Annotated in this window: 16 protein-coding genes; 4 read left to right on the forward strand and 12 right to left on the reverse strand. The window is 37.7% G+C overall.

Going from position 1 to position 17,579, the window contains the following annotated elements; translation table 11 throughout:
- The first annotated feature begins 5 nt into the window (after window positions 1–5).
- Complete coding sequence (locus B0E34_RS04990) at window positions 6–1,478, forward strand: alpha-amylase (RefSeq protein ID WP_087707445.1); 1,473 nt, start codon at window positions 6–8, stop codon at window positions 1,476–1,478.
- A 171-nt stretch (window positions 1,479–1,649) separates the two neighbouring features.
- On the opposite strand, the gene B0E34_RS04995 is transcribed toward B0E34_RS04990, so the two are convergent.
- Window positions 1,650–2,978, reverse strand: coding sequence for a carboxylesterase family protein (locus tag B0E34_RS04995; RefSeq protein WP_087707448.1), 1,329 nt, complete (start codon window positions 2,976–2,978; stop codon window positions 1,650–1,652).
- 152 nt (window positions 2,979–3,130) lie between these two features.
- Window positions 3,131–4,033, reverse strand: coding sequence for a helix-turn-helix domain-containing protein (locus tag B0E34_RS05000; protein WP_087707451.1), 903 nt, complete (start codon window positions 4,031–4,033; stop codon window positions 3,131–3,133).
- A 197-nt stretch (window positions 4,034–4,230) separates the two neighbouring features.
- Here B0E34_RS05000 and B0E34_RS05005 point away from each other — a divergent pair, with 197 nt between their 5' ends.
- Window positions 4,231–5,286 (forward strand): NAD(P)-dependent alcohol dehydrogenase, encoded by a 1,056-nt coding sequence (locus tag B0E34_RS05005; protein WP_076390724.1) that lies wholly within the window; start codon window positions 4,231–4,233, stop codon window positions 5,284–5,286.
- A 140-nt stretch (window positions 5,287–5,426) separates the two neighbouring features.
- Here the strand turns inward: B0E34_RS05005 and B0E34_RS05010 are convergent, their stop codons facing one another.
- The gene (locus tag B0E34_RS05010) at window positions 5,427–5,810 is read right to left on the reverse strand and encodes a winged helix-turn-helix transcriptional regulator (protein ID WP_087707454.1); all 384 of its coding nucleotides are present in this window, start codon (window positions 5,808–5,810) and stop codon (window positions 5,427–5,429) included.
- 102 nt (window positions 5,811–5,912) lie between these two features.
- Here B0E34_RS05010 and B0E34_RS05015 point away from each other — a divergent pair, with 102 nt between their 5' ends.
- Complete coding sequence (locus tag B0E34_RS05015) at window positions 5,913–6,797, forward strand: NAD(P)H-binding protein (RefSeq protein ID WP_087707507.1); 885 nt, start codon at window positions 5,913–5,915, stop codon at window positions 6,795–6,797.
- 492 nt (window positions 6,798–7,289) lie between these two features.
- On the opposite strand, the gene B0E34_RS05020 is transcribed toward B0E34_RS05015, so the two are convergent.
- The gene (locus B0E34_RS05020) at window positions 7,290–8,573 is read right to left on the reverse strand and encodes an alkaline phosphatase family protein (RefSeq protein WP_087707457.1); all 1,284 of its coding nucleotides are present in this window, start codon (window positions 8,571–8,573) and stop codon (window positions 7,290–7,292) included.
- Between the two features lie 131 nt (window positions 8,574–8,704).
- Here B0E34_RS05020 and B0E34_RS05025 point away from each other — a divergent pair, with 131 nt between their 5' ends.
- A complete protein-coding gene (locus B0E34_RS05025) occupies window positions 8,705–8,884 on the forward strand; it encodes a hypothetical protein (protein WP_087707460.1) in 180 nt (59 codons plus the stop codon).
- A 28-nt stretch (window positions 8,885–8,912) separates the two neighbouring features.
- On the opposite strand, the gene B0E34_RS05030 is transcribed toward B0E34_RS05025, so the two are convergent.
- From B0E34_RS05030 to rpoC, 8 genes are all read right to left on the reverse strand, one after another.
- Window positions 8,913–9,656, reverse strand: coding sequence for a T9SS type A sorting domain-containing protein (locus B0E34_RS05030; protein ID WP_087707463.1), 744 nt, complete (start codon window positions 9,654–9,656; stop codon window positions 8,913–8,915).
- A gap of 3 nt (window positions 9,657–9,659) precedes the next feature.
- Window positions 9,660–10,187 carry an ankyrin repeat domain-containing protein gene (locus B0E34_RS05035; protein WP_087707466.1) on the reverse strand — a complete coding sequence of 176 codons (528 nt, stop codon included), beginning with the start codon at window positions 10,185–10,187 and terminating at the stop codon, window positions 9,660–9,662.
- A complete protein-coding gene (locus tag B0E34_RS05040; protein ID WP_087707469.1) occupies window positions 10,184–10,729 on the reverse strand; it encodes a YceI family protein in 546 nt (181 codons plus the stop codon). Before B0E34_RS05040 ends, B0E34_RS05035 begins: the two co-directional genes overlap by 4 nt.
- 9 nt (window positions 10,730–10,738) lie before the next feature.
- The gene (locus B0E34_RS05045) at window positions 10,739–11,077 is read right to left on the reverse strand and encodes a c-type cytochrome (protein WP_087707472.1); all 339 of its coding nucleotides are present in this window, start codon (window positions 11,075–11,077) and stop codon (window positions 10,739–10,741) included.
- 3 nt (window positions 11,078–11,080) lie between these two features.
- Entirely contained in the window at window positions 11,081–11,926 is an 846-nt protein-coding gene (locus B0E34_RS05050; protein WP_087707474.1) for a DUF5777 family beta-barrel protein, read from the reverse strand.
- 121 nt (window positions 11,927–12,047) lie between these two features.
- Window positions 12,048–12,698: a Crp/Fnr family transcriptional regulator gene (locus B0E34_RS05055; RefSeq protein ID WP_087707476.1), complete on the reverse strand. Its 651-nt coding sequence runs from the start codon at window positions 12,696–12,698 to the stop codon at window positions 12,048–12,050.
- A gap of 139 nt (window positions 12,699–12,837) precedes the next feature.
- Window positions 12,838–13,143: a DUF3467 domain-containing protein gene (locus B0E34_RS05060; RefSeq protein ID WP_029295596.1), complete on the reverse strand. Its 306-nt coding sequence runs from the start codon at window positions 13,141–13,143 to the stop codon at window positions 12,838–12,840.
- A gap of 86 nt (window positions 13,144–13,229) precedes the next feature.
- Entirely contained in the window at window positions 13,230–17,495 is a 4,266-nt protein-coding gene (rpoC, locus tag B0E34_RS05065; protein WP_087707479.1) for a DNA-directed RNA polymerase subunit beta', read from the reverse strand.
- Between the last annotated feature and the right edge of the window lie 84 nt (window positions 17,496–17,579).

Consider the following 17,579-nt stretch of genomic DNA (forward strand, 5'->3'; position numbering starts at 1 on the left):
AATTTATGAATGAAACGATGATTCAGTATTTCCATTGGTATTCTGAAGGAGACAGCAAGCTGTGGAAAGAAGCAGAACAAAACGCAAAATATTTAGCCGGACTCGGCATTACATCCGTCTGGTTTCCGCCCGCTTACAAAGGCGCAACAGGAGGTCACTCTATTGGCTACGATGCTTACGATCTCTATGACCTCGGAGAATTTGATCAGAAAGGAACGATTCCCACCAAATACGGCACGAAAGAAGATTACCTGAAAGCAATAAAAGCGCTTAAAGAAAACAATATTAAAGTAATTGTAGATATTGTACTTGGACATAAAGGCGGCGGCGATGAACTGGAAACCTTTAAAGCATTAAAAGTAGATGAAGAAAACAGAGAAAAAATAATCTCGGATGAAATAGAAATACAGTCTTATACCAAATTTACCTTTCCCGGAAGAAATAAAAAATTTTCTGAATTTGAATGGAATTTCACCTGTTTCAGCGGCGTGGATTATGCAGAAGGAATGGATTCGCAGATTTTTAAAATTAAAAACGAATACGGAACCGACTGGGAAGAAATGATCGACGATGAGAAAGGAAATTACGATTATCTGATGTACAATGATGTGGAACACAGAAATCCGTTCGTGCGCGAAGAACTGAACAACTGGGCAAAATGGTACTTTGATGAAACCGATTTCGACGGCGTGAGACTGGATGCCTTAAAGCATATTTCATTTGATTTTTATAAAGAATGGCTTACTTTGCTTCGTTCCAATACCGGAAAAAATATTTTTGCGGTCGGCGAATATTGGGCTCCCGGATATCTGAATCTCTTGCAGAAATACATAGAAGTTACCGAAGGATGCATGAGTCTGTTCGACAGTTCGCTACAGAATAATTTTCACACCGCTTCCAACGAAGGAAATTCTTACGATTTGCGGAGAATCTTTGACGAAAGTCTTACTCAGGCAGATCCGCTTCACTCGGTAAGTCTTGTGGATAATCATGACACGCAGCCTTTACAGGATCTTGAAGCTCCAGTTGAAGAATGGTTCAAACCTTTGGCGTATGCATTGATTCTGCTGAGAAAAGACGGTTATCCGTGTGTGTTTTATCCGGATCTCTACGGAGCGCATTATGTGGATAAAGATAAGGAAGGCAATGATCAGGAAATATTTTTAAATAAAGTGGATGGCATTGAAGAACTTCTGAAAGCCCGAAAAAACAATGCTTACGGTGAACAGAGAGATTATTTTGAGGATGCCAATTGTCTTGGATGGGTTCGTGAAGGTGATGAGGAACATTCCGGATGTGCGGTTGTCTTAAGCAATAAAGACGCGTACGAAAAACCTATGGAAATGGGAGAAAGATACATCGGACAAACGTTTTATGATGCTTTGGGAAGATTTGAGGATAAAATTACCATCGATGAAAACGGTTGGGGAAATTTCCCGGTTCCGGCAGGAAATGTGAGTGTCTGGCTTGCTGAATAATTTGAACACGAATATCACAAATGGCTTTCACAAATGACATGAATACTTTTGCAAATAGCATAATTTTAAATGAAGCTATCTAAAATTCAATTGTATTATTCATGAAAATATTTTTGACACTTGTGTTTAAAAAATGTAGAAAATTCGTAGTATTCGTGTTTAAAAATAAAACTAAACTTTTCGGATTTCAAGAATTTCCGGTCGTTCTGAATGATCGGAAATTTTTCCTGTTCTTGCAAATTCCGCCCACAATGCGCGAAGTTTTTTTCCGTTTTCCTGAATGTGCTTCCACGGAACATCTTTTAAAAGTTCTGCCGATTTCCATGCTTCCTGATTTTCGAAAATCAAAGGAAGATCTACACAGTGGGAAGCTCCGATATAATTGTTTTTCAGAACGGACTTAATTTTAAACTGATAAATATTTCCACCACCCGAAGCATAATTTTCAGCAAAAATCTCTGCCGGTTTTTCATAAATGGATTCCGTTGTTTTACGAACGATTTTGTTGAGAATTTTTTCGTGGAGATAGGTGTAAAGTCCTTCCTGAGCCGTTTTTACATAAAAAGCAGTTTCGTCATGACTGGAACCGATCAATACATCATATTTTTTCGCATTTTCTTTCCATTTTGGCAGACTTTCTTCTTCCGTGCATAAAGGAGCAAAACCATATTGCGTACAGAAAGGCATCGCCGTTTTTAAACCATATTTTCTGAATGACGGTAAAAATTTCACGTATTCATCCACCATTTTCAGGGGATCTTTTTCATCTTTCAGAAAATCGGTCTTCCTGAAAAATTCTAAAGACATTTTACTTCTTTTTATCCTGAAACCAAGCGGTGCGCTGTGGATAATTGCCCGCTTAAACAGACCGTCAATTCCTTCAGAAATCATCAGATGTGCAATTGCATCGCCTCCGGAAGACTGCCCGAAAAGGGTAATATTTTCCGGATTTCCGCCAAAACTGTGGATATTTTTCTGAATCCACTTCAGAGATTCCATGATATCAAACAAACCTAAATTGGCAGGTCTTTCTTCGTTTCCTCCCAAAAATCCGAAAAGTCCGAGACGATATGTAATGGAAACAACAATAAGATTCTGCTCTTTCACCCAAACCGAAGGATCGGAAGTGGGCAGATCTCCGCAGCCAATTTCATAAGAACCTCCGTGAATCCAGACTACCACAGGAAGTTTTTCATTTGCCTCAAAATTTTCCGGACGGGTAATTGTTAAAAACTGAGGAGATTCATCGGGTTCGAAATGTTCTACATTCGTTTTCTGGATCAATCTTTCAAGTAACGGACTGATGTGTTGAGGACAGACCGGTGTTTTATCCGGAATTTCGTGAGTCTGAATATCTTCTACAGGAACGGGCTTTTTATATCTTTCTGATCTCGCGTAACGGATGCTTTTCGCTTTGATCACCCCGTTTGTCTTTATTGCAGAGATTTTACCGATAGAAGTATGAAAAGTATGAATTCCTGTATTTTGCTGTAGCGTCATGATGAAACAAAATTTTTCTGCTTTTTAAATGTAGTAATTTTCTCAATTTAATGAAACATCAATGTCCCTGTTGTAGACAATTTTTCACAAATAAATTCTTAAAATCACTTAAGTAAGCCATGAAATATTGTTCTGGTTTTTGCTTCAACCAATCAGTTTAAAGATTTATATTCACTTGGGGAAACACCTACTTTGCTTTTAAAAAGCCTTGTAAAATGCTGCGGATATTTGAACCCCAGATTGTACGAAATTTCACTGATGGATTTGGCGGAATCGAAAATCTGGTCTTTTGCCACATCAATCAGTTTATTGTGGATGAATTCCTGAGCGGAAACACCCAGTTCTTTTTTAATTAAATCTCCAAAATAATTCGCTGAAAGATTAAGCTGTTCTGCAAAGTAATTTACCATAGGAAAGCCTATATTTTTAGGCTTTTCGGAGGTGAGATAATCGTTCAGAAGAGTTTCAAATTTTCCGATGACTCCCTGATTGATATGATCTCTGGTGATAAACTGTCGGTCGTAAAACCGCATACAGTAATTCAGGAAAAGCTCGATATTATTTACAATTAAAGATTTACTGTGTTTATCAATTGTCTGTTCCAGTTCGTGCTTGATATTTTTAAAACATTCAAGAATAATTTCTCTTTCTTTTTCTGAAAGATGCAGTGCTTCATGAACTTCATAGGAGAAAAAATTATAGTCTTTGATATTTTTTCCGAGGTTGGTTCCTTTTAATAAATCAGGATGAAAAATAAGAGCAAAACCGGCTGGCTGAATGTAGGTACCTGCATTAGAAATTCCGTACGTCTGTCCCGGAGCGATAAAAACCAATGTTCCTTCCTGATAATCGTAGCTGTGTTTTCCGTACTGCATATCGCCGCACATCACATCTTTTAAAAAGACCGTGTAAAAACCAAATTGTCTCAAATGCTGACAAATAGGATCGGATTTGGAAAAATCGATTACACTTACCAAAGGATGTAACGTCTCATGGTTCAGCATTTTATTGTATTCTGAAACCGTATTGTAGATTTCAACCTCCTGATTTTTCATGAAGTAAATTTTAATTGCTTTTCAAAATTACCACTTTTAATCCTACGTTTTATTTCGTCTGTAAAATTGGTACATCTTTCCGTAATTTATATAAGATGATTTGTTCTAAAAGGTTCGAATTTTGCAGCTAAGAAAATAACGAATTTCCTATTCTGAATCAAAGAATAAACTAATCAAAATAATTAATACTAAACAAAATGAGTACATTCACAGTAAAAGCTTACGGAGCAGAATCCAAGACTGCCGATTTACAGGAATTAAATATTGCAAGAAGAGAAGTAACGGCAAAAGACGTAGAAATTGAAATTCTATACTGCGGCGTTTGTCACTCCGATCTTCACACCGCAAGAAACGACTGGGGCGGATCAATGTATCCTGTGGTTCCGGGACATGAAATTGTAGGGAGAATTACAAATGTAGGAAATGAAGTTTCTAAATTTAAGGTCGGAGATCTTGCGGCAGTCGGCTGTATGGTAGATTCTTGCGGCGAGTGCGAAAGCTGCAAACACGATCTTGAGCAATATTGCCAGAATGGTTTCACAGGAACTTACAACGGACCGGACAAACATTTGGGAGGTCATACTTTCGGCGGATATTCTCAGAAAGTAGTTGTAGATGAACATTTCGTATTAAGTGTTCCTGAAAATTTAGATTTAGCGGCTGTTGCTCCTCTTCTTTGCGCAGGAATTACAACATGGTCTCCGTTAAGACACTGGAATGTAGGTCCTGATTCTAAAGTTGCTGTTGTAGGTTTGGGAGGTTTGGGACACATGGCGATTAAACTGGCAAAAGGTTTGGGTGCTGAAGTAACATTATTCTCGCGAACTCCGGGAAAAACGGAAGATGCTAAAAAACTGGGAGCAGATCATGTGGTGATTTCTACGGAGCAGGATCAGATGGATGCTGTAAAAGGGAAATTTGATGTGATTATTGATACTGTTCCTTATGAACACGACATTAATCCTTACATGCAGACTGTTGCTTTAAACGGAACTCTGGTTATGGTAGGATTTGTAGGAGAATTCGAAAATGAAGCTCCAAGTACAAGACCGCTTATTTTCCAGCGTCGTTCGGTTGCCGGATCTTTAATCGGAGGAATTGCCGAAACTCAGGAACTTTTGGATTTCTGCGGAAAACATAATATTGTATCGGATATTGAATTAATCAAAATGCAGGATATTAATGAAGCGTATGACAGAATGCTGAAAAGCGACGTGAAATACCGTTTCGTAATTGATATGCAATCTTTGTAATTCTTTGTATATTGTTAACTGAGGCTCTCTTCGGAGGGCTTTTTTTGTTGGCGGTTGGTGGTTTATGGTTTATGGTTTATGGTTTATGGTTTATGGAAATTAAGCTTTCTGATGGTTAAATTTTTCTGATGGTTAATTTTTTACAATGCTACCTTTCTTAAATGGTCATATTTTCCTTCCATATGTTTAAATGCCCATTCTGCCATGGAACTGATAACCGGAATTAAACCTTTTCCTGCCTCACTCAGTTCATAAGTAACATGGGGCGGAACAACCGGCTTTGCAGTTCTGATGATCAGTCCGTCATTTTCTAATTGCTTTAAATGCTGAATCAGCATCTTTTCGGTTACCGCAGGAATGGCGCGTTTCAGTTCGCTGTACCTTTTGTCTCCGTTGGAAAGATGATATAAAATAATCGGTTTCCAGAATCCGCCGATTTTTTCCATGACATACGTTACGGGACAGGAATCCAGTGCGTATTTTTTATTCTGCTGAATGGTGGATGTTTCTTTTATGGCTATCATAATGAATACATACTTTAGGGTAAGTACTTGTATAAAAGTAAGTACAAATATACCTTTGTATCAGGAAATAAAAAAATAATTATCAACAAAAAAATAAAAATTATGAAAATCATCATCACCGGTTCATTGGGAAATGTAGCAAAACCTCTTGCAGAGCAATTAATTTCAGAAGGACATGACATCACCGTAATCAGCAGCAGCGAATCTAAAAAAAGTGAAATTGAAAATCTGGGAGCCAAAGCCGCTATCGGTTCTATTACAGACCTCAACTTTTTAGTTGAAACTTTTAAAGGAAATGATGCCGCGTTTCTGATGACTCCACCCAATATGGGATTTGAAAATCTTGTTGAAAATACGACGAACGCCGGAAAAAAATATGCTGAAGCCGTTCAACAAACCGGAGTTAAAAGAATCGTAATGCTGAGCAGCATCGGAGCAGAATCTCCTGTGGAAAACGGACCAATAAAAGGTCTTCATGCTATTGAGAAATTCTATAATGAACTGGAAAATACATCCGTCACTTTTTTAAGAGCAGGATATTTCTACATCAACTTCTTTAATGATATTCCGCTGATTAAAAACGCAGGAATTCTTGGCGCGAATTATCCGGATCACACGGAAGTTCCATTGGTTCATCCCAGAGATATTGCAAAAGCTGCTGCTGAAGAACTGTTAAAAAATTCTGAAGGCAAACATGTAAAATATATTGTAAGCGATGTTCGCAAAGCTCAGGATTTTGCAAATATTTTCGGAAATGCCATCGGAAAACCGGAACTTCCTTGGATAGAATTTAAAGATGAAGATTCTTTACACGGAATGCTTCAGGCAGGAGTTCCACAGGAAATGGCAGAATTGTATACGGAAATGGGAAGAGGAATCCGTACCGGAATTGTTCAGAAGGATTTTATTGAACATGGTTCTATTGTTGATGGCGAAATTAAACTGGAGGAGTTTGCGAAAGAGTTTGCGGATAAATTTAATGCTTAATGTTATTTTATAACTTTTTCTTTATTGATTGTCCGTTTATTAACCTAAAGCTTCGACAGGCTCAGCTTGACATCTCTAAAAATCAAGCGTTTAGTATTAGAGGTGTCACACTGAGCTTGTCGAAGTGCCTGTTATAAATAATTGATTTTCATATCAGTGCAAAGTAATAGGTTGTTTAACGGATATTCAAATTTTCTTTTGTCTTGAAACAAAAGAAACAAAAATTCAAGACTCGGAAACTTCCGCTAAACATTAAAATTTAATCCTAAAATTCCCAAAACTTGCGCGAATTAAAGATTTGCCTTTTGATTTAACATTTGTCTCGCGCATCAAACAGTGGGAATTTCTTAATGGACTAAATTTAAATTTTCTTAACGCTCCATTTTCCTATGTCATTTAATCATTACATTCAAATCAGTTTCGGCGAGCCTTTGGCTCGCCGAAACTGTTAGCAATGAGTTATTTAAACTAAACCTTTACCTCAACCTTGATTTATTCCTTTTCTTTCAAAATCCCTTTCAGAACCTTCAGTTTTCCGTCAATCGGCTGATCGATTTTCAACCCTAAAATATCTGCAACTAAAGGATAAACGTTGATATTCTGAAATTCATCGATCACCATACTATTTTTGAATTCCGGTCCCCACGCAAAGAATGTGGCTTTCATTTCAGGAACTATCTGCGGATTATAGCCGTGCTTTCCAACCGATGATTTTTTTCCTTTTTCCAAAAATATTTTGGGAGCATTGGGAATAAATAAAATCTGTCCGATTCTTTTATACTGGTCATCTTTTGCTGAGAAATGAAGATATTTGGGAAGCTTTTTATCCAGATAGACTTCATAATCTTCTGTTTTGTTAGCTTTTAATTCTTTATAAACCCTTTTAACCTCATCTGGATTTTTAACGTAAACCCTCAATAAAGTCTGCGAATTGTAAAAATCAAATCTTTCTTTATTAAAAAGCATTGCGGGAATTTCTAACGGACTTCCTCCATCCACTTTTATCATTCCGTGATCTGAAACAAAGACGAAGTTTACATTTTGTAAGCCTAAATCATGAACTTTCTGAACCAGTTCGCCAATAGCTCCATCCACCAGATGAACAGCATCTTCCGCCTCTCTGGAATCCGGACCGAAATGATGTCCGCTTGCATCAACTTCAGGAAAATACAATGAAATGAAATGTGGTCTTTTTTCCATTGGCAGCTTTAGCCATTCGATTACTTTGTCCACTTTTTCAGATGGTGAGAATTTTTCGTGGTAATGATAATAATAAGTAGGTCTGTTTCCTCCTGCATTACTTGCAGAACCTACCCACATTAACGAAGCGGAAAGCATTCCCTGTTTTTCAGCCAGTCCCCAAAGCGGCGTTCCGCCGTACCAGTTTCCGTCTTCAGCATTTTTTTTATCGCTCATGGCGTAACTTTCCTTCTTTTGATAATCGTAGAAATAATTATCGATGAGTCCGTGATGAGAAGGATACAATCCGGTAATCAATGTCCAGTGATTGGGAAATGTAATGCTTGGATAACTAGGAATCATCGCTTTTGCCTGAACTCCTTCATTGGAATATTTCAACAGATTTTCTGCGTTGTATTTTTTAGCATAATCATAACGGAATCCATCGGTAGAAATCATGATGACATAAGGTTTTGTCTGAGCTTCAGCCGTATTGTAACGATCAGGAACTACAACTTCTTCTGTATCAACATTATCTTTTTGGGCAAAAACTGTCAGTGAAAAAATTAACAGTAAGAATTGAAGGCTTTTCTTCATGATTTATATTTTCTGCAAAATTAGGGTCTAGAATCCTGAAAGAAAAGATTCTTCGGTTAAAAAAAGATTAAAAGCATTTTTTAGAATGAGTGTAAATAAAGAATATTTATATTTGGTTAAAATATAAAATATTGGAATTTTTACTTGATCTTTTAGGAAATTTTGTTCGCTGGATATTTATTTACCACTGCGATTCTGAAAGAATGAACGAGAAATACAGTTCCCATCCTAAATCTGAGGGATTAAAAAATACTTTAGCAGGAATTATATTAGTCGTTTTTGTCACAATTATCATTTTATATCTTTCATAAAAAAAGACCACCTTTCAGTGGTCTCCGTTTATTCTTTAATTAACTGTTCAAAAGATGTTGAACCATCTTTCAACGTAATTTCCAGATAATAATTTCCGGATTTCAAGTCGGAAATATTCACTTCTTTTCCATCAGCTTTTATGGTTTTTACCTTTCTTCCGGTAGATTCGAAAACATCAATATTTTTTATTTTATCGGCATCTTTGAAATTAATGGTTTCTTTTGCTGGATTTGGATAAAGAACTACTTTTTTACTTTGTGCAGCGACTTCTCCGGTTGCTAAAACAGCTCCCATCGTAAGAGAAGCGTAGCCTCTGTTTGAAGAATGGTAAGATATTCCCGTTCCTCCTGCAGTTCTTGCATAGAAAATATTAATGGTTCCCGCAGAATTAGGAATGGCAAAGTCTCCGGTTCCTCCGGCAAGAGATCTTGTAGCTACTACTGTTCTTGTGCTTCCCGAAACGGTGTTTGAAACCTGAGTCCAATCCTGCGTAGCATCTGCAGAAGGTGAGGAAAATCCTACGAATGTATAATCTCTGTTTGAAGATGAATTGTAAATAAATCCATCTGATCCGTTTGCCATTCCGCTTGATCCGAAACCGATTCCGAGCATTGAATTGCTGTCTCCGGTTAAAGTAAGCGTAGCGGTAGTTGCATTCGTGTCTAATTTCACCGTCATTGCAGCAGCCGATAAATTAACTGTACCCGACGAAAACTGCGCTCCTACAGAAATTGCAAGAGCCATTGATAATGTAAGTAAAACTTTTTTCATATTTTAATTTTTAAGTAGGTTAATTATTTCTTTATTGTTTGTCTGTAAAGCATACTCAAAAGGAGTCATTCCCTGTGCATCTTTCAGGGTTTTGTCGGCTTTGTATTTCAGCAGTAATTCCGTCAGTTCTTTATTTCCGAATTTTACCGCCCAAAATAGCGGGGTCGATCCTGTAGCATCCGCAATATTCGGATCTGCCTTTTTCTCTAAAATATAGGTTACCAGATCTTTGTTATATTTTACGGAAAGTCCTGACAATGCTGTTCCTTCACGGCTTTTATAATTAATGTTCTTTACATTGTCCATTAAAAATTTGGCAACCTCTACATTTCCTCTGTAACAAGCCAGAATTAAAGGAGAAAAACCGCTTTCGTTGGTCTGGTTGATGATATCCGGATTCTGCTTCATCATGTCTTTCATTTCAGCAATAGTTCCGCTTCTGGCAACATCAAAAATAGATTTTGCCTTTTCCTGAGCGTTTGTCAACGTAAAGCTCAGAAACATTCCTATCCATAAAATTACATTTCTCATTGTTTTGTAAGAACATAATTGTATTGAACATTCACGTTTTCAGCAATCTTTTTAGATACCATTTTCGGAATGGTTACTTTATGATCGGCTGTTTTGGCTACAAATCCACCCGACATATAAATTTTCCCGTCTTTTGCATAAATGGTAGCTGCAGAATTATATACTTTATCCACCCCATGAAAATTTAATTTTCCCTGAACAGTATATTTCTGAGGTGTTGCAGATAATTTAGACTTATCAAAATTCAGAATTTTTCCTGTGAAAGTTGCCTTCGGATATTTCGCCGTTTCAGCATAACTTTCATTGAAATGCTCTTCCATTAATTTGGTTTTGAAATGAAAATTTTTAACCACAGAAACAGATGCAAAATCTCCAGTATCGGTATTAATTACCGCCACATTGTTGTCGTCCTGTGCAAAAACATCTTCAAATAAAGGAACAGATGCTTCAAACGTTACTTTCCCTGTTTTAGCCATATATTTCTGAGCAAAGGCAAAGTTGGTAAAGAATAACGCTGTAATGAGTAAAACTAGCTTTTTCATATTAAATTTTTAGTTTTCGAGAAGCCCATCGGCTTTCCATTTCGTGATGATCGTAATTTGTGAGGGCGATAAACTTCCGCCTTGAGGCATTTTTAAAGGATCTCCGTTAGCGCGGCTTATTCTGTCTATAACGTTATCAATATTTGCTTTCACCTGAGAGTAGTTTGCCAGCGCCTGAACTCCCGGTGAATGACAGCTCACGCAATTGGCATCCATAATGGGCTTCACATCTTTATTGTAAGTTACCACTTCTGCAATCGGAGTATTATCCGAAATTTCCTCATATGTTCTGCTTTCACAAGCCGTTAATACTAATGCTGATGAAACGATGTATATCAATTTTTTCATACTCTAAAATACTCTGTAAAGATTAAACCCAAAGAAAATCTGCCCTTTATCCCATTTTCCGGCGGCATTGGTTAGATAACCAATATCCGAATTGAGTTGGGAATTGGTGAATAAAAGCTGGAACACGTGTCCCCCGGTTTCTATATCCATCCCTAAAGAAAGCGGATTTTTGTAGAAACTGTGATTGTCGAAATTCACAAAATATTCTGCATTAATAGAAACTCTTTTGGAGATTTTATAACGTCCTCCCAAACCTGCCAAAAACTGGTTTTTGTCTTCAATAGTAGGTTCGTAAAGGTTTTTGTGAACGTATGACGGTGTTAACTGAAGAGAAAATTTATCGCTGAACCTTCTGGAAATTAAAGCCTGTGTAAGATAAGAAAGTCTGTCCCCAAACTGAAGATGTGGATAATTATCTTTGCTGAGATCTGTATTTACTGCCAAAACATTATAGCCTACAATATCTACAGGCACGTTTTCATTCTGTTTTACAAGTCTGTATTTTACACCGCCCTCAAAAGTTTTCAGGTTGGTTTCTCTGGAAAGGCTTACTGAAATCCCTTCCGTAATGCCATAAATAACTCCGAGTTTTGTGGAAGCATCATCCAGCCCGAAGAAGTCTTTAAAACCTTTGCTTACATCACCGAAGCGGTGCGCCACAACAATATACCATTCATTCTTTGCGGGAAGTTTGGTAGATTGCCCGGTTACAATTTGTAAAGCTTTAAAAGCGGGTTGGGAAACATCGGTGTTTTTCGTCTGAACGGTATCAATATCTTTCAGCAGGTCTTCCTGTGCAAAGGAAAAAACTGAAGCAAACATTGACAAAAATAAGAGAGTTTTTGTCATACACATTTATTTAAATTAGTACAACAAACTTATCGACTTATCGACTTACAATTGTGTGATAAAAGTCACCGACTGTATTGTTTTTATCAATGAAAATGTTAAAATAATTAAATATCATTTATTAGCCTTGACTAACATTTTCATTTACAGGTATTTTTATGCCTTCTTTGGTCTGAATAATCTCGCCTTCGTTTTCTATTTTTTTAAGAACACGGCTTACTACTTCTCTTGAAGTTCCCAAACTGTTTGCAATTTCTCTGTGGGTAAGTTTGATGGGATTGTTTCCGGTTGCTGAAATCTGTTGTTTTATATAGTTTAAAACTCTTTTATCCAACTTATGAAAAACGGCATCATTTACCATATTCATCACATCAATAAATCTTTTGTCGTATTCTGAATAGAAAAGCCTGTTGATTTCCGGAAACTTAATGAGCCATTCATGGACAACAGACACCGGGAATAACAATACTTCGGAGTCTTCTTCCGTAACGGCGTAAATGCGACTTGTGCAATCTGTAAAGATTGAGGAGAATGTCATGAGACAACTGTCATTAGAACGGATGTAATAATAGATCAGTTCTCGACCGTCATTCAGGCTGAAAACCCTTATGGAACCTTTAATAAGAAACGGAACAAATTTATTTTTCTGTCCTTCTCTTACGATCTCGGTTTTTGCTCTAATTTCTGTAACGATGGCGTGTTTATCCAGCTCTTTTAAAAAATCATTTCCTAAAAAGCCAAATTTGTTAATAATAAACTGATTATTGATCATATTCTTTATATCCTTTCTAAAAACAAATTTAAAAAAATATCAATATAAGAATGAAGAGAATGCGAAACTATTCATCATTTAAAAGAAAAAAGCTGCTCCACTTTTGTGAAACAGCTTTCTTTATTTTTGAGAGTAAATCTTAAGCGTTTACGTTGTTTCCTCCTAATACGAAAGGCTCAACTTCTTTGATTTCTCCGAATTGCTGCTCGTAGTTAGCAATGTTTTGCTGAAGAGCAGAAAGTACTCTCTTAGCGTGAAGCGGAGCAAGGATAACTCTTGATCTTACTTTAGCTTGCTGTACTCCCGGCATTAATTGGATGAAATCTACTACAAACTCAGATGGAGAGTGGTTTACTAAAGCTAAGTTAGCATAGATCCCCGCTGCTACCATTTCGTTTAATTCGATGTTGATGTTTCCGTCTTGTGGATTTTGATTGTTGTCCATTGTTATAAAATATTTTTTTATTCGAAATTTTGAGGTTGTGAAAATATAAAAATAAATTCAAACCTCAAATTTCCGAATCATTATTTTTAGTTAAGATCTTCGAATTCTTTTTTAGAACCTACGATCACATTTTGGTATTCTTTAAGACCAGTACCTGCAGGAATTCTGTGTCCTACAATTACATTTTCTTTAAGACCGTTAAGATCATCTACTTTTCCGGCAACTGCTGCTTCGTTAAGAACCTTAGTTGTTTCCTGGAACGATGCTGCAGACATGAACGATTTCGTCTGAAGAGCTGCTCTTGTAATACCTTGCAATACAGGTGTAGCTGTAGCCGGTAAAGCTTCTCTTACTTCAACTAAAGCCTGATCTTCACGCTTAAGTTTAGAGTTTTCGTCTCTTAATTCTCTTGCTGTAATCATCTGCCCCGGCTGGAATACTTTAGAATCTCCGGCATCTACTACGACTTTCAGACCGAATACTCTGTTGTTTTCTTCCAAGAAGTCATATTTATGCTCAAGAGCACCTTCAAGGAACTGAGTATCACCTCCATCAACGATAGATACTTTTGTCATCATCTGTCTTACGATGATTTCGAAGTGCTTGTCGTCGATTTTTACCCCTTGTAAACGGTAAACTTCCTGAATTTCATTTACTAAATATTCCTGAACCGCAGTTGGACCTTTGATTCTTAAGATATCGTCCGGAGTAATGGAACCGTCGGAAAGTGGCGAACCAGCTCTTACGAAGTCATTCTCCTGTACCAAAATCTGGTTGGATAATTTAACTAAATAAATTTTTCTTTCTCCAGTTTTAGCTTCAACGATCAATTCTCGGTTACCTCTCTTGATTTTTCCGTAAGAAACTACCCCATCGATTTCTGTAACCACCGCCGGGTTTGAAGGGTTTCTTGCTTCGAATAATTCGGTAACTCTCGGAAGACCTCCGGTGATATCCCCTGCTTTTGCAGATTTTCTCGGGATTTTGATTAAGACTTTACCAGCCTTAATTTTTTCACCATCATTTACCATTAAGTGGGCTCCTACCGGTAAGTTGTACGCTTTCTGTTCAACTCCTTTAGAATCTACCACCTTCAAGGTAGGTACGGCTTTCTTATTTCTGGATTCGGAAATTACTTTCTCTTCAAATCCTGTCTGTTCGTCAATCTCCAGTTGGAATGAAACCCCTTGGATGATGTCTTCATATTCTACCTTACCAGCAGTTTCTGCAATGATAACCGCGTTATACGGATCCCACTTACAGATTACATCGCCTTTCTTCACTTTATCACCCGGTTTTACAGATAATATGGAACCGTAAGGTACGTTAGCTACCATTAACGGAGTTCTGGACTCGTTATCAGCAACTAATCTGAATTCTGTTGAACGGGAAACTACAACTTCAGCAGTGTTACCGTTTTCATCTTCAGAAGTAATGGTTCTTACCTCATCCATTTCAACGATACCGTCTCTTCTTGCAACAATTGATGGGTTTTCTGATACGTTTCCTGCAGTACCCCCTTGGTGGAAGGTTCTCAACGTAAGCTGAGTTCCCGGTTCCCCGATGGACTGCGCTGCAATTACACCTACTGCTTCACCCATGTGGATCATCTTCCCTGTTGCTAAGTTTCTACCGTAGCATTTCGCACAGATTCCTTTTTTAGCTTCACAAGTAAGTGGCGAACGAACTTCAACTGCTTCTAATCCTGCTTCTTCGATTCTCTTCGCTAACGCCTCACTGATTACCTGATCTGCTTCAGCAATTAATTCATCACTTTCAGGATCATAGATATTATGTAATGAAACTCTACCTAAGATTCTTTCAGAGATTCTTTCAACGATCTCATCATTTTTCTTAAGTGCGGTAACTTCTGTACCTCTTAAAGTTCCACAGTCGTCTTCTGTAACGATAACGTCCTGTGCAACGTCTACTAATCTTCTCGTTAAGTAACCTGCATCGGCAGTCTTAAGAGCGGTATCCGCAAGACCTTTACGGGCACCGTGGGTAGAGATAAAGTATTCTAGAATGGAAAGACCTTCTTTAAAGTTGGCAAGAATCGGGTTTTCGATGATCTCCGCTCCGGTAGAACCGGCTTTCTGCGGTTTTGCCATCAAACCTCTCATCCCTGATAACTGACGGATCTGTTCTTTAGAACCCCTCGCTCCGGAATCAAGCATCATGTATACAGAGTTGAAACCACCTTGGTCAGTTTTCATTCTTCCCATGATCATCTCGGTAAGGTTGGCGTTGGTTGTAGTCCAAACGTCGATTACCTGGTTATAACGTTCTGTATCTGTAATAAGACCCATGTTATAGTTGGCTCTAATTTCATCTACTGTTCCAATAGAATCTGCAATCATCTGCTTTTTCTCAACAGGAACTACGATGTCTCCTAATGAGAAGGAAAGACCTCCTTTAAATGCGTTTGAATATCCTAAGTCTTTCATTGCATCCAGGAATTTCACTGTTGTAGGGAAATCTGTATCTGCAAGAATTTTACCGATAACGTTTCTCAATGATTTCTTCGTTAAAAGCTCATTGATATATCCTACCTGCTTTGGTACAATCTGGTTGAATAAGATTCTACCTACCGTAGTTTCGATTAATCTTGTTACGATTTCTCCGTTTTCTTTAACCGGAAGTCTACATCTTACTTTAGCATTTAAAGATACTCTTCCTTCCGCATAAGCGATTTCCGCTTCTTCAGGAGAATAGAATGCCAAACCTTCACCTTTTACTTTCATATCTTCTGTAGAACTCAATTCTTTGGTCATGAAATAAAGACCAAGAACCATGTCCTGAGAAGGTACCGTAATTGGAGAACCGTTTGCAGGGTTCAAAATGTTTTGAGAACCTAACATCAATAACTGAGCTTCAAGGATCGCTTCAGGGCCTAACGGTAAGTGTACCGCCATCTGGTCACCATCGAAATCGGCGTTGAAGGCCGTAGTTACTAATGGGTGTAGCTGGATTGCCTTACCTTCGATCATCTTAGGTTGGAATGCCTGAATACCCAATCTGTGAAGCGTAGGTGCTCTGTTCAGTAGAACAGGGTGACCTTTCATCACGTTTTCAAGGATATCATATACTACCGGCTCTTTTCTGTCGATGATTCTCTTAGCAGATTTTACTGTTTTTACAATTCCTCTTTCAATCAGTTTTCTGATGATGAACGGCTTGTACAATTCCGCAGCCATATCTTTAGGAATACCACACTCATGAAGCTGTAAGTTCGGACCTACAACAATTACGGAACGCGCAGAGTAATCTACCCTTTTTCCTAATAAGTTCTGACGGAAACGACCCTGCTTCCCTTTCAATGAATCTGAAAGTGATTTCAACGGTCTGTTTGATTCAGATTTTACGGCTGAAGATTTTCTTGTATTATCGAATAGTGAATCTACAGATTCCTGAAGCATACGCTTCTCGTTTCTTAAGATTACTTCCGGAGCTTTGATCTCCAATAATCTCTTCAAACGGTTGTTTCTGATGATTACTCTTCTGTAAAGGTCATTTAAATCGGAAGTAGCGAAACGTCCCCCATCCAACGGAACCAATGGTCTTAGTTCTGGTGGAATAACAGGAAGTACACGCATTATCATCCACTCCGGTCTGTTGATCATTCTTGTATTAGCACCTCTCAATGCTTCTACAACGTTCAATCTTTTCAGAGCTTCCGTTCTTCTTTGTTTTGAACCTTCGTTGTGTGCTTTGTGTCTCAGGTCGAAAGACAATGCATCAAGGTCGATTCTTTTTAGTAATTCTTCAACCGCTTCCGCACCCATCTTAGCGATGAATTTGTTCGGATCGGAATCATCAAGATACTGGTTCTCGATCGGAAGAGTTTCCATGATATCAAGGTACTCTTCTTCAGTTAAGAACTCCATATTTTCGAAATCAGAACCGTCTAATTTTTTAGCAATACCCTGCTGGATCACTACATATCTTTCGTAGTAGATGATCATATCCAATTTCTTGGAAGGAATTCCTAAAAGGTAACCGATTTTGTTCGGTAAAGAACGGAAATACCAGATGTGCGCAATTGGAACTACCAGATTGATATGCCCGATTCTCTCTCTACGTACTTTTTTCTCCGTAACTTCTACTCCACAACGGTCACAAACGATCCCTTTGTAACGAATTCTCTTGTATTTACCACAAGCACATTCGTAATCCTTTACAGGACCAAAGATTTTTTCACAGAACAAACCGTCTCTTTCAGGCTTATGCGTTCTGTAGTTAATAGTTTCCGGCTTAAGAACCTCCCCTCTCGATTCCTGAAGAATAGATTCGGGTGAAGCTAAACCGATGGTTATTTTATTAAATCTACTTGATTTATTTTTATTTGACATTTGTTAGATTTTAAATTTTAGATTTTAGATTTTAGATTAATTTCCGAATGTTTCCATTCAGCATTTATAATTTAAAATTTAAAA

Origin of the sequence: Chryseobacterium mucoviscidosis, assembly GCF_002177115.1 — a bacterium.
Taxonomy (GTDB): Bacteria; Bacteroidota; Bacteroidia; order Flavobacteriales; family Weeksellaceae; genus Chryseobacterium; species Chryseobacterium mucoviscidosis.

What these genes read in the sequence shown, in the direction of transcription:
- B0E34_RS05040 (WP_087707469.1), bottom strand. Translation starts at nt 10,729, where the DNA reads ATGAAAAAGCTAGTTTTACTCATTACAGCGTTATTCTTTACCAACTTT.
- B0E34_RS05020 (WP_087707457.1), bottom strand. Translation starts at nt 8,573, where the DNA reads ATGAAGAAAAGCCTTCAATTCTTACTGTTAATTTTTTCACTGACAGTT.
- B0E34_RS05000 (WP_087707451.1), bottom strand. Translation starts at nt 4,033, where the DNA reads ATGAAAAATCAGGAGGTTGAAATCTACAATACGGTTTCAGAATACAAT.
- B0E34_RS05010 (WP_087707454.1), bottom strand. Translation starts at nt 5,810, where the DNA reads ATGATAGCCATAAAAGAAACATCCACCATTCAGCAGAATAAAAAATAC.
- B0E34_RS05030 (WP_087707463.1), bottom strand. Translation starts at nt 9,656, where the DNA reads ATGAAAAAAGTTTTACTTACATTATCAATGGCTCTTGCAATTTCTGTA.
- rpoC (WP_087707479.1), bottom strand. Translation starts at nt 17,495, where the DNA reads ATGTCAAATAAAAATAAATCAAGTAGATTTAATAAAATAACCATCGGT.
- B0E34_RS05005 (WP_076390724.1), top strand. Translation starts at nt 4,231, where the DNA reads ATGAGTACATTCACAGTAAAAGCTTACGGAGCAGAATCCAAGACTGCC.
- B0E34_RS05050 (WP_087707474.1), bottom strand. Translation starts at nt 11,926, where the DNA reads ATGACAAAAACTCTCTTATTTTTGTCAATGTTTGCTTCAGTTTTTTCC.
- B0E34_RS05045 (WP_087707472.1), bottom strand. Translation starts at nt 11,077, where the DNA reads ATGAAAAAATTGATATACATCGTTTCATCAGCATTAGTATTAACGGCT.
- B0E34_RS05015 (WP_087707507.1), top strand. Translation starts at nt 5,913, where the DNA reads ATGAAAATCATCATCACCGGTTCATTGGGAAATGTAGCAAAACCTCTT.
- B0E34_RS05035 (WP_087707466.1), bottom strand. Translation starts at nt 10,187, where the DNA reads ATGAGAAATGTAATTTTATGGATAGGAATGTTTCTGAGCTTTACGTTG.
- B0E34_RS05055 (WP_087707476.1), bottom strand. Translation starts at nt 12,698, where the DNA reads ATGATCAATAATCAGTTTATTATTAACAAATTTGGCTTTTTAGGAAAT.
- B0E34_RS04995 (WP_087707448.1), bottom strand. Translation starts at nt 2,978, where the DNA reads ATGACGCTACAGCAAAATACAGGAATTCATACTTTTCATACTTCTATC.
- B0E34_RS04990 (WP_087707445.1), top strand. Translation starts at nt 6, where the DNA reads ATGAATGAAACGATGATTCAGTATTTCCATTGGTATTCTGAAGGAGAC.
- B0E34_RS05060 (WP_029295596.1), bottom strand. Translation starts at nt 13,143, where the DNA reads ATGGACAACAATCAAAATCCACAAGACGGAAACATCAACATCGAATTA.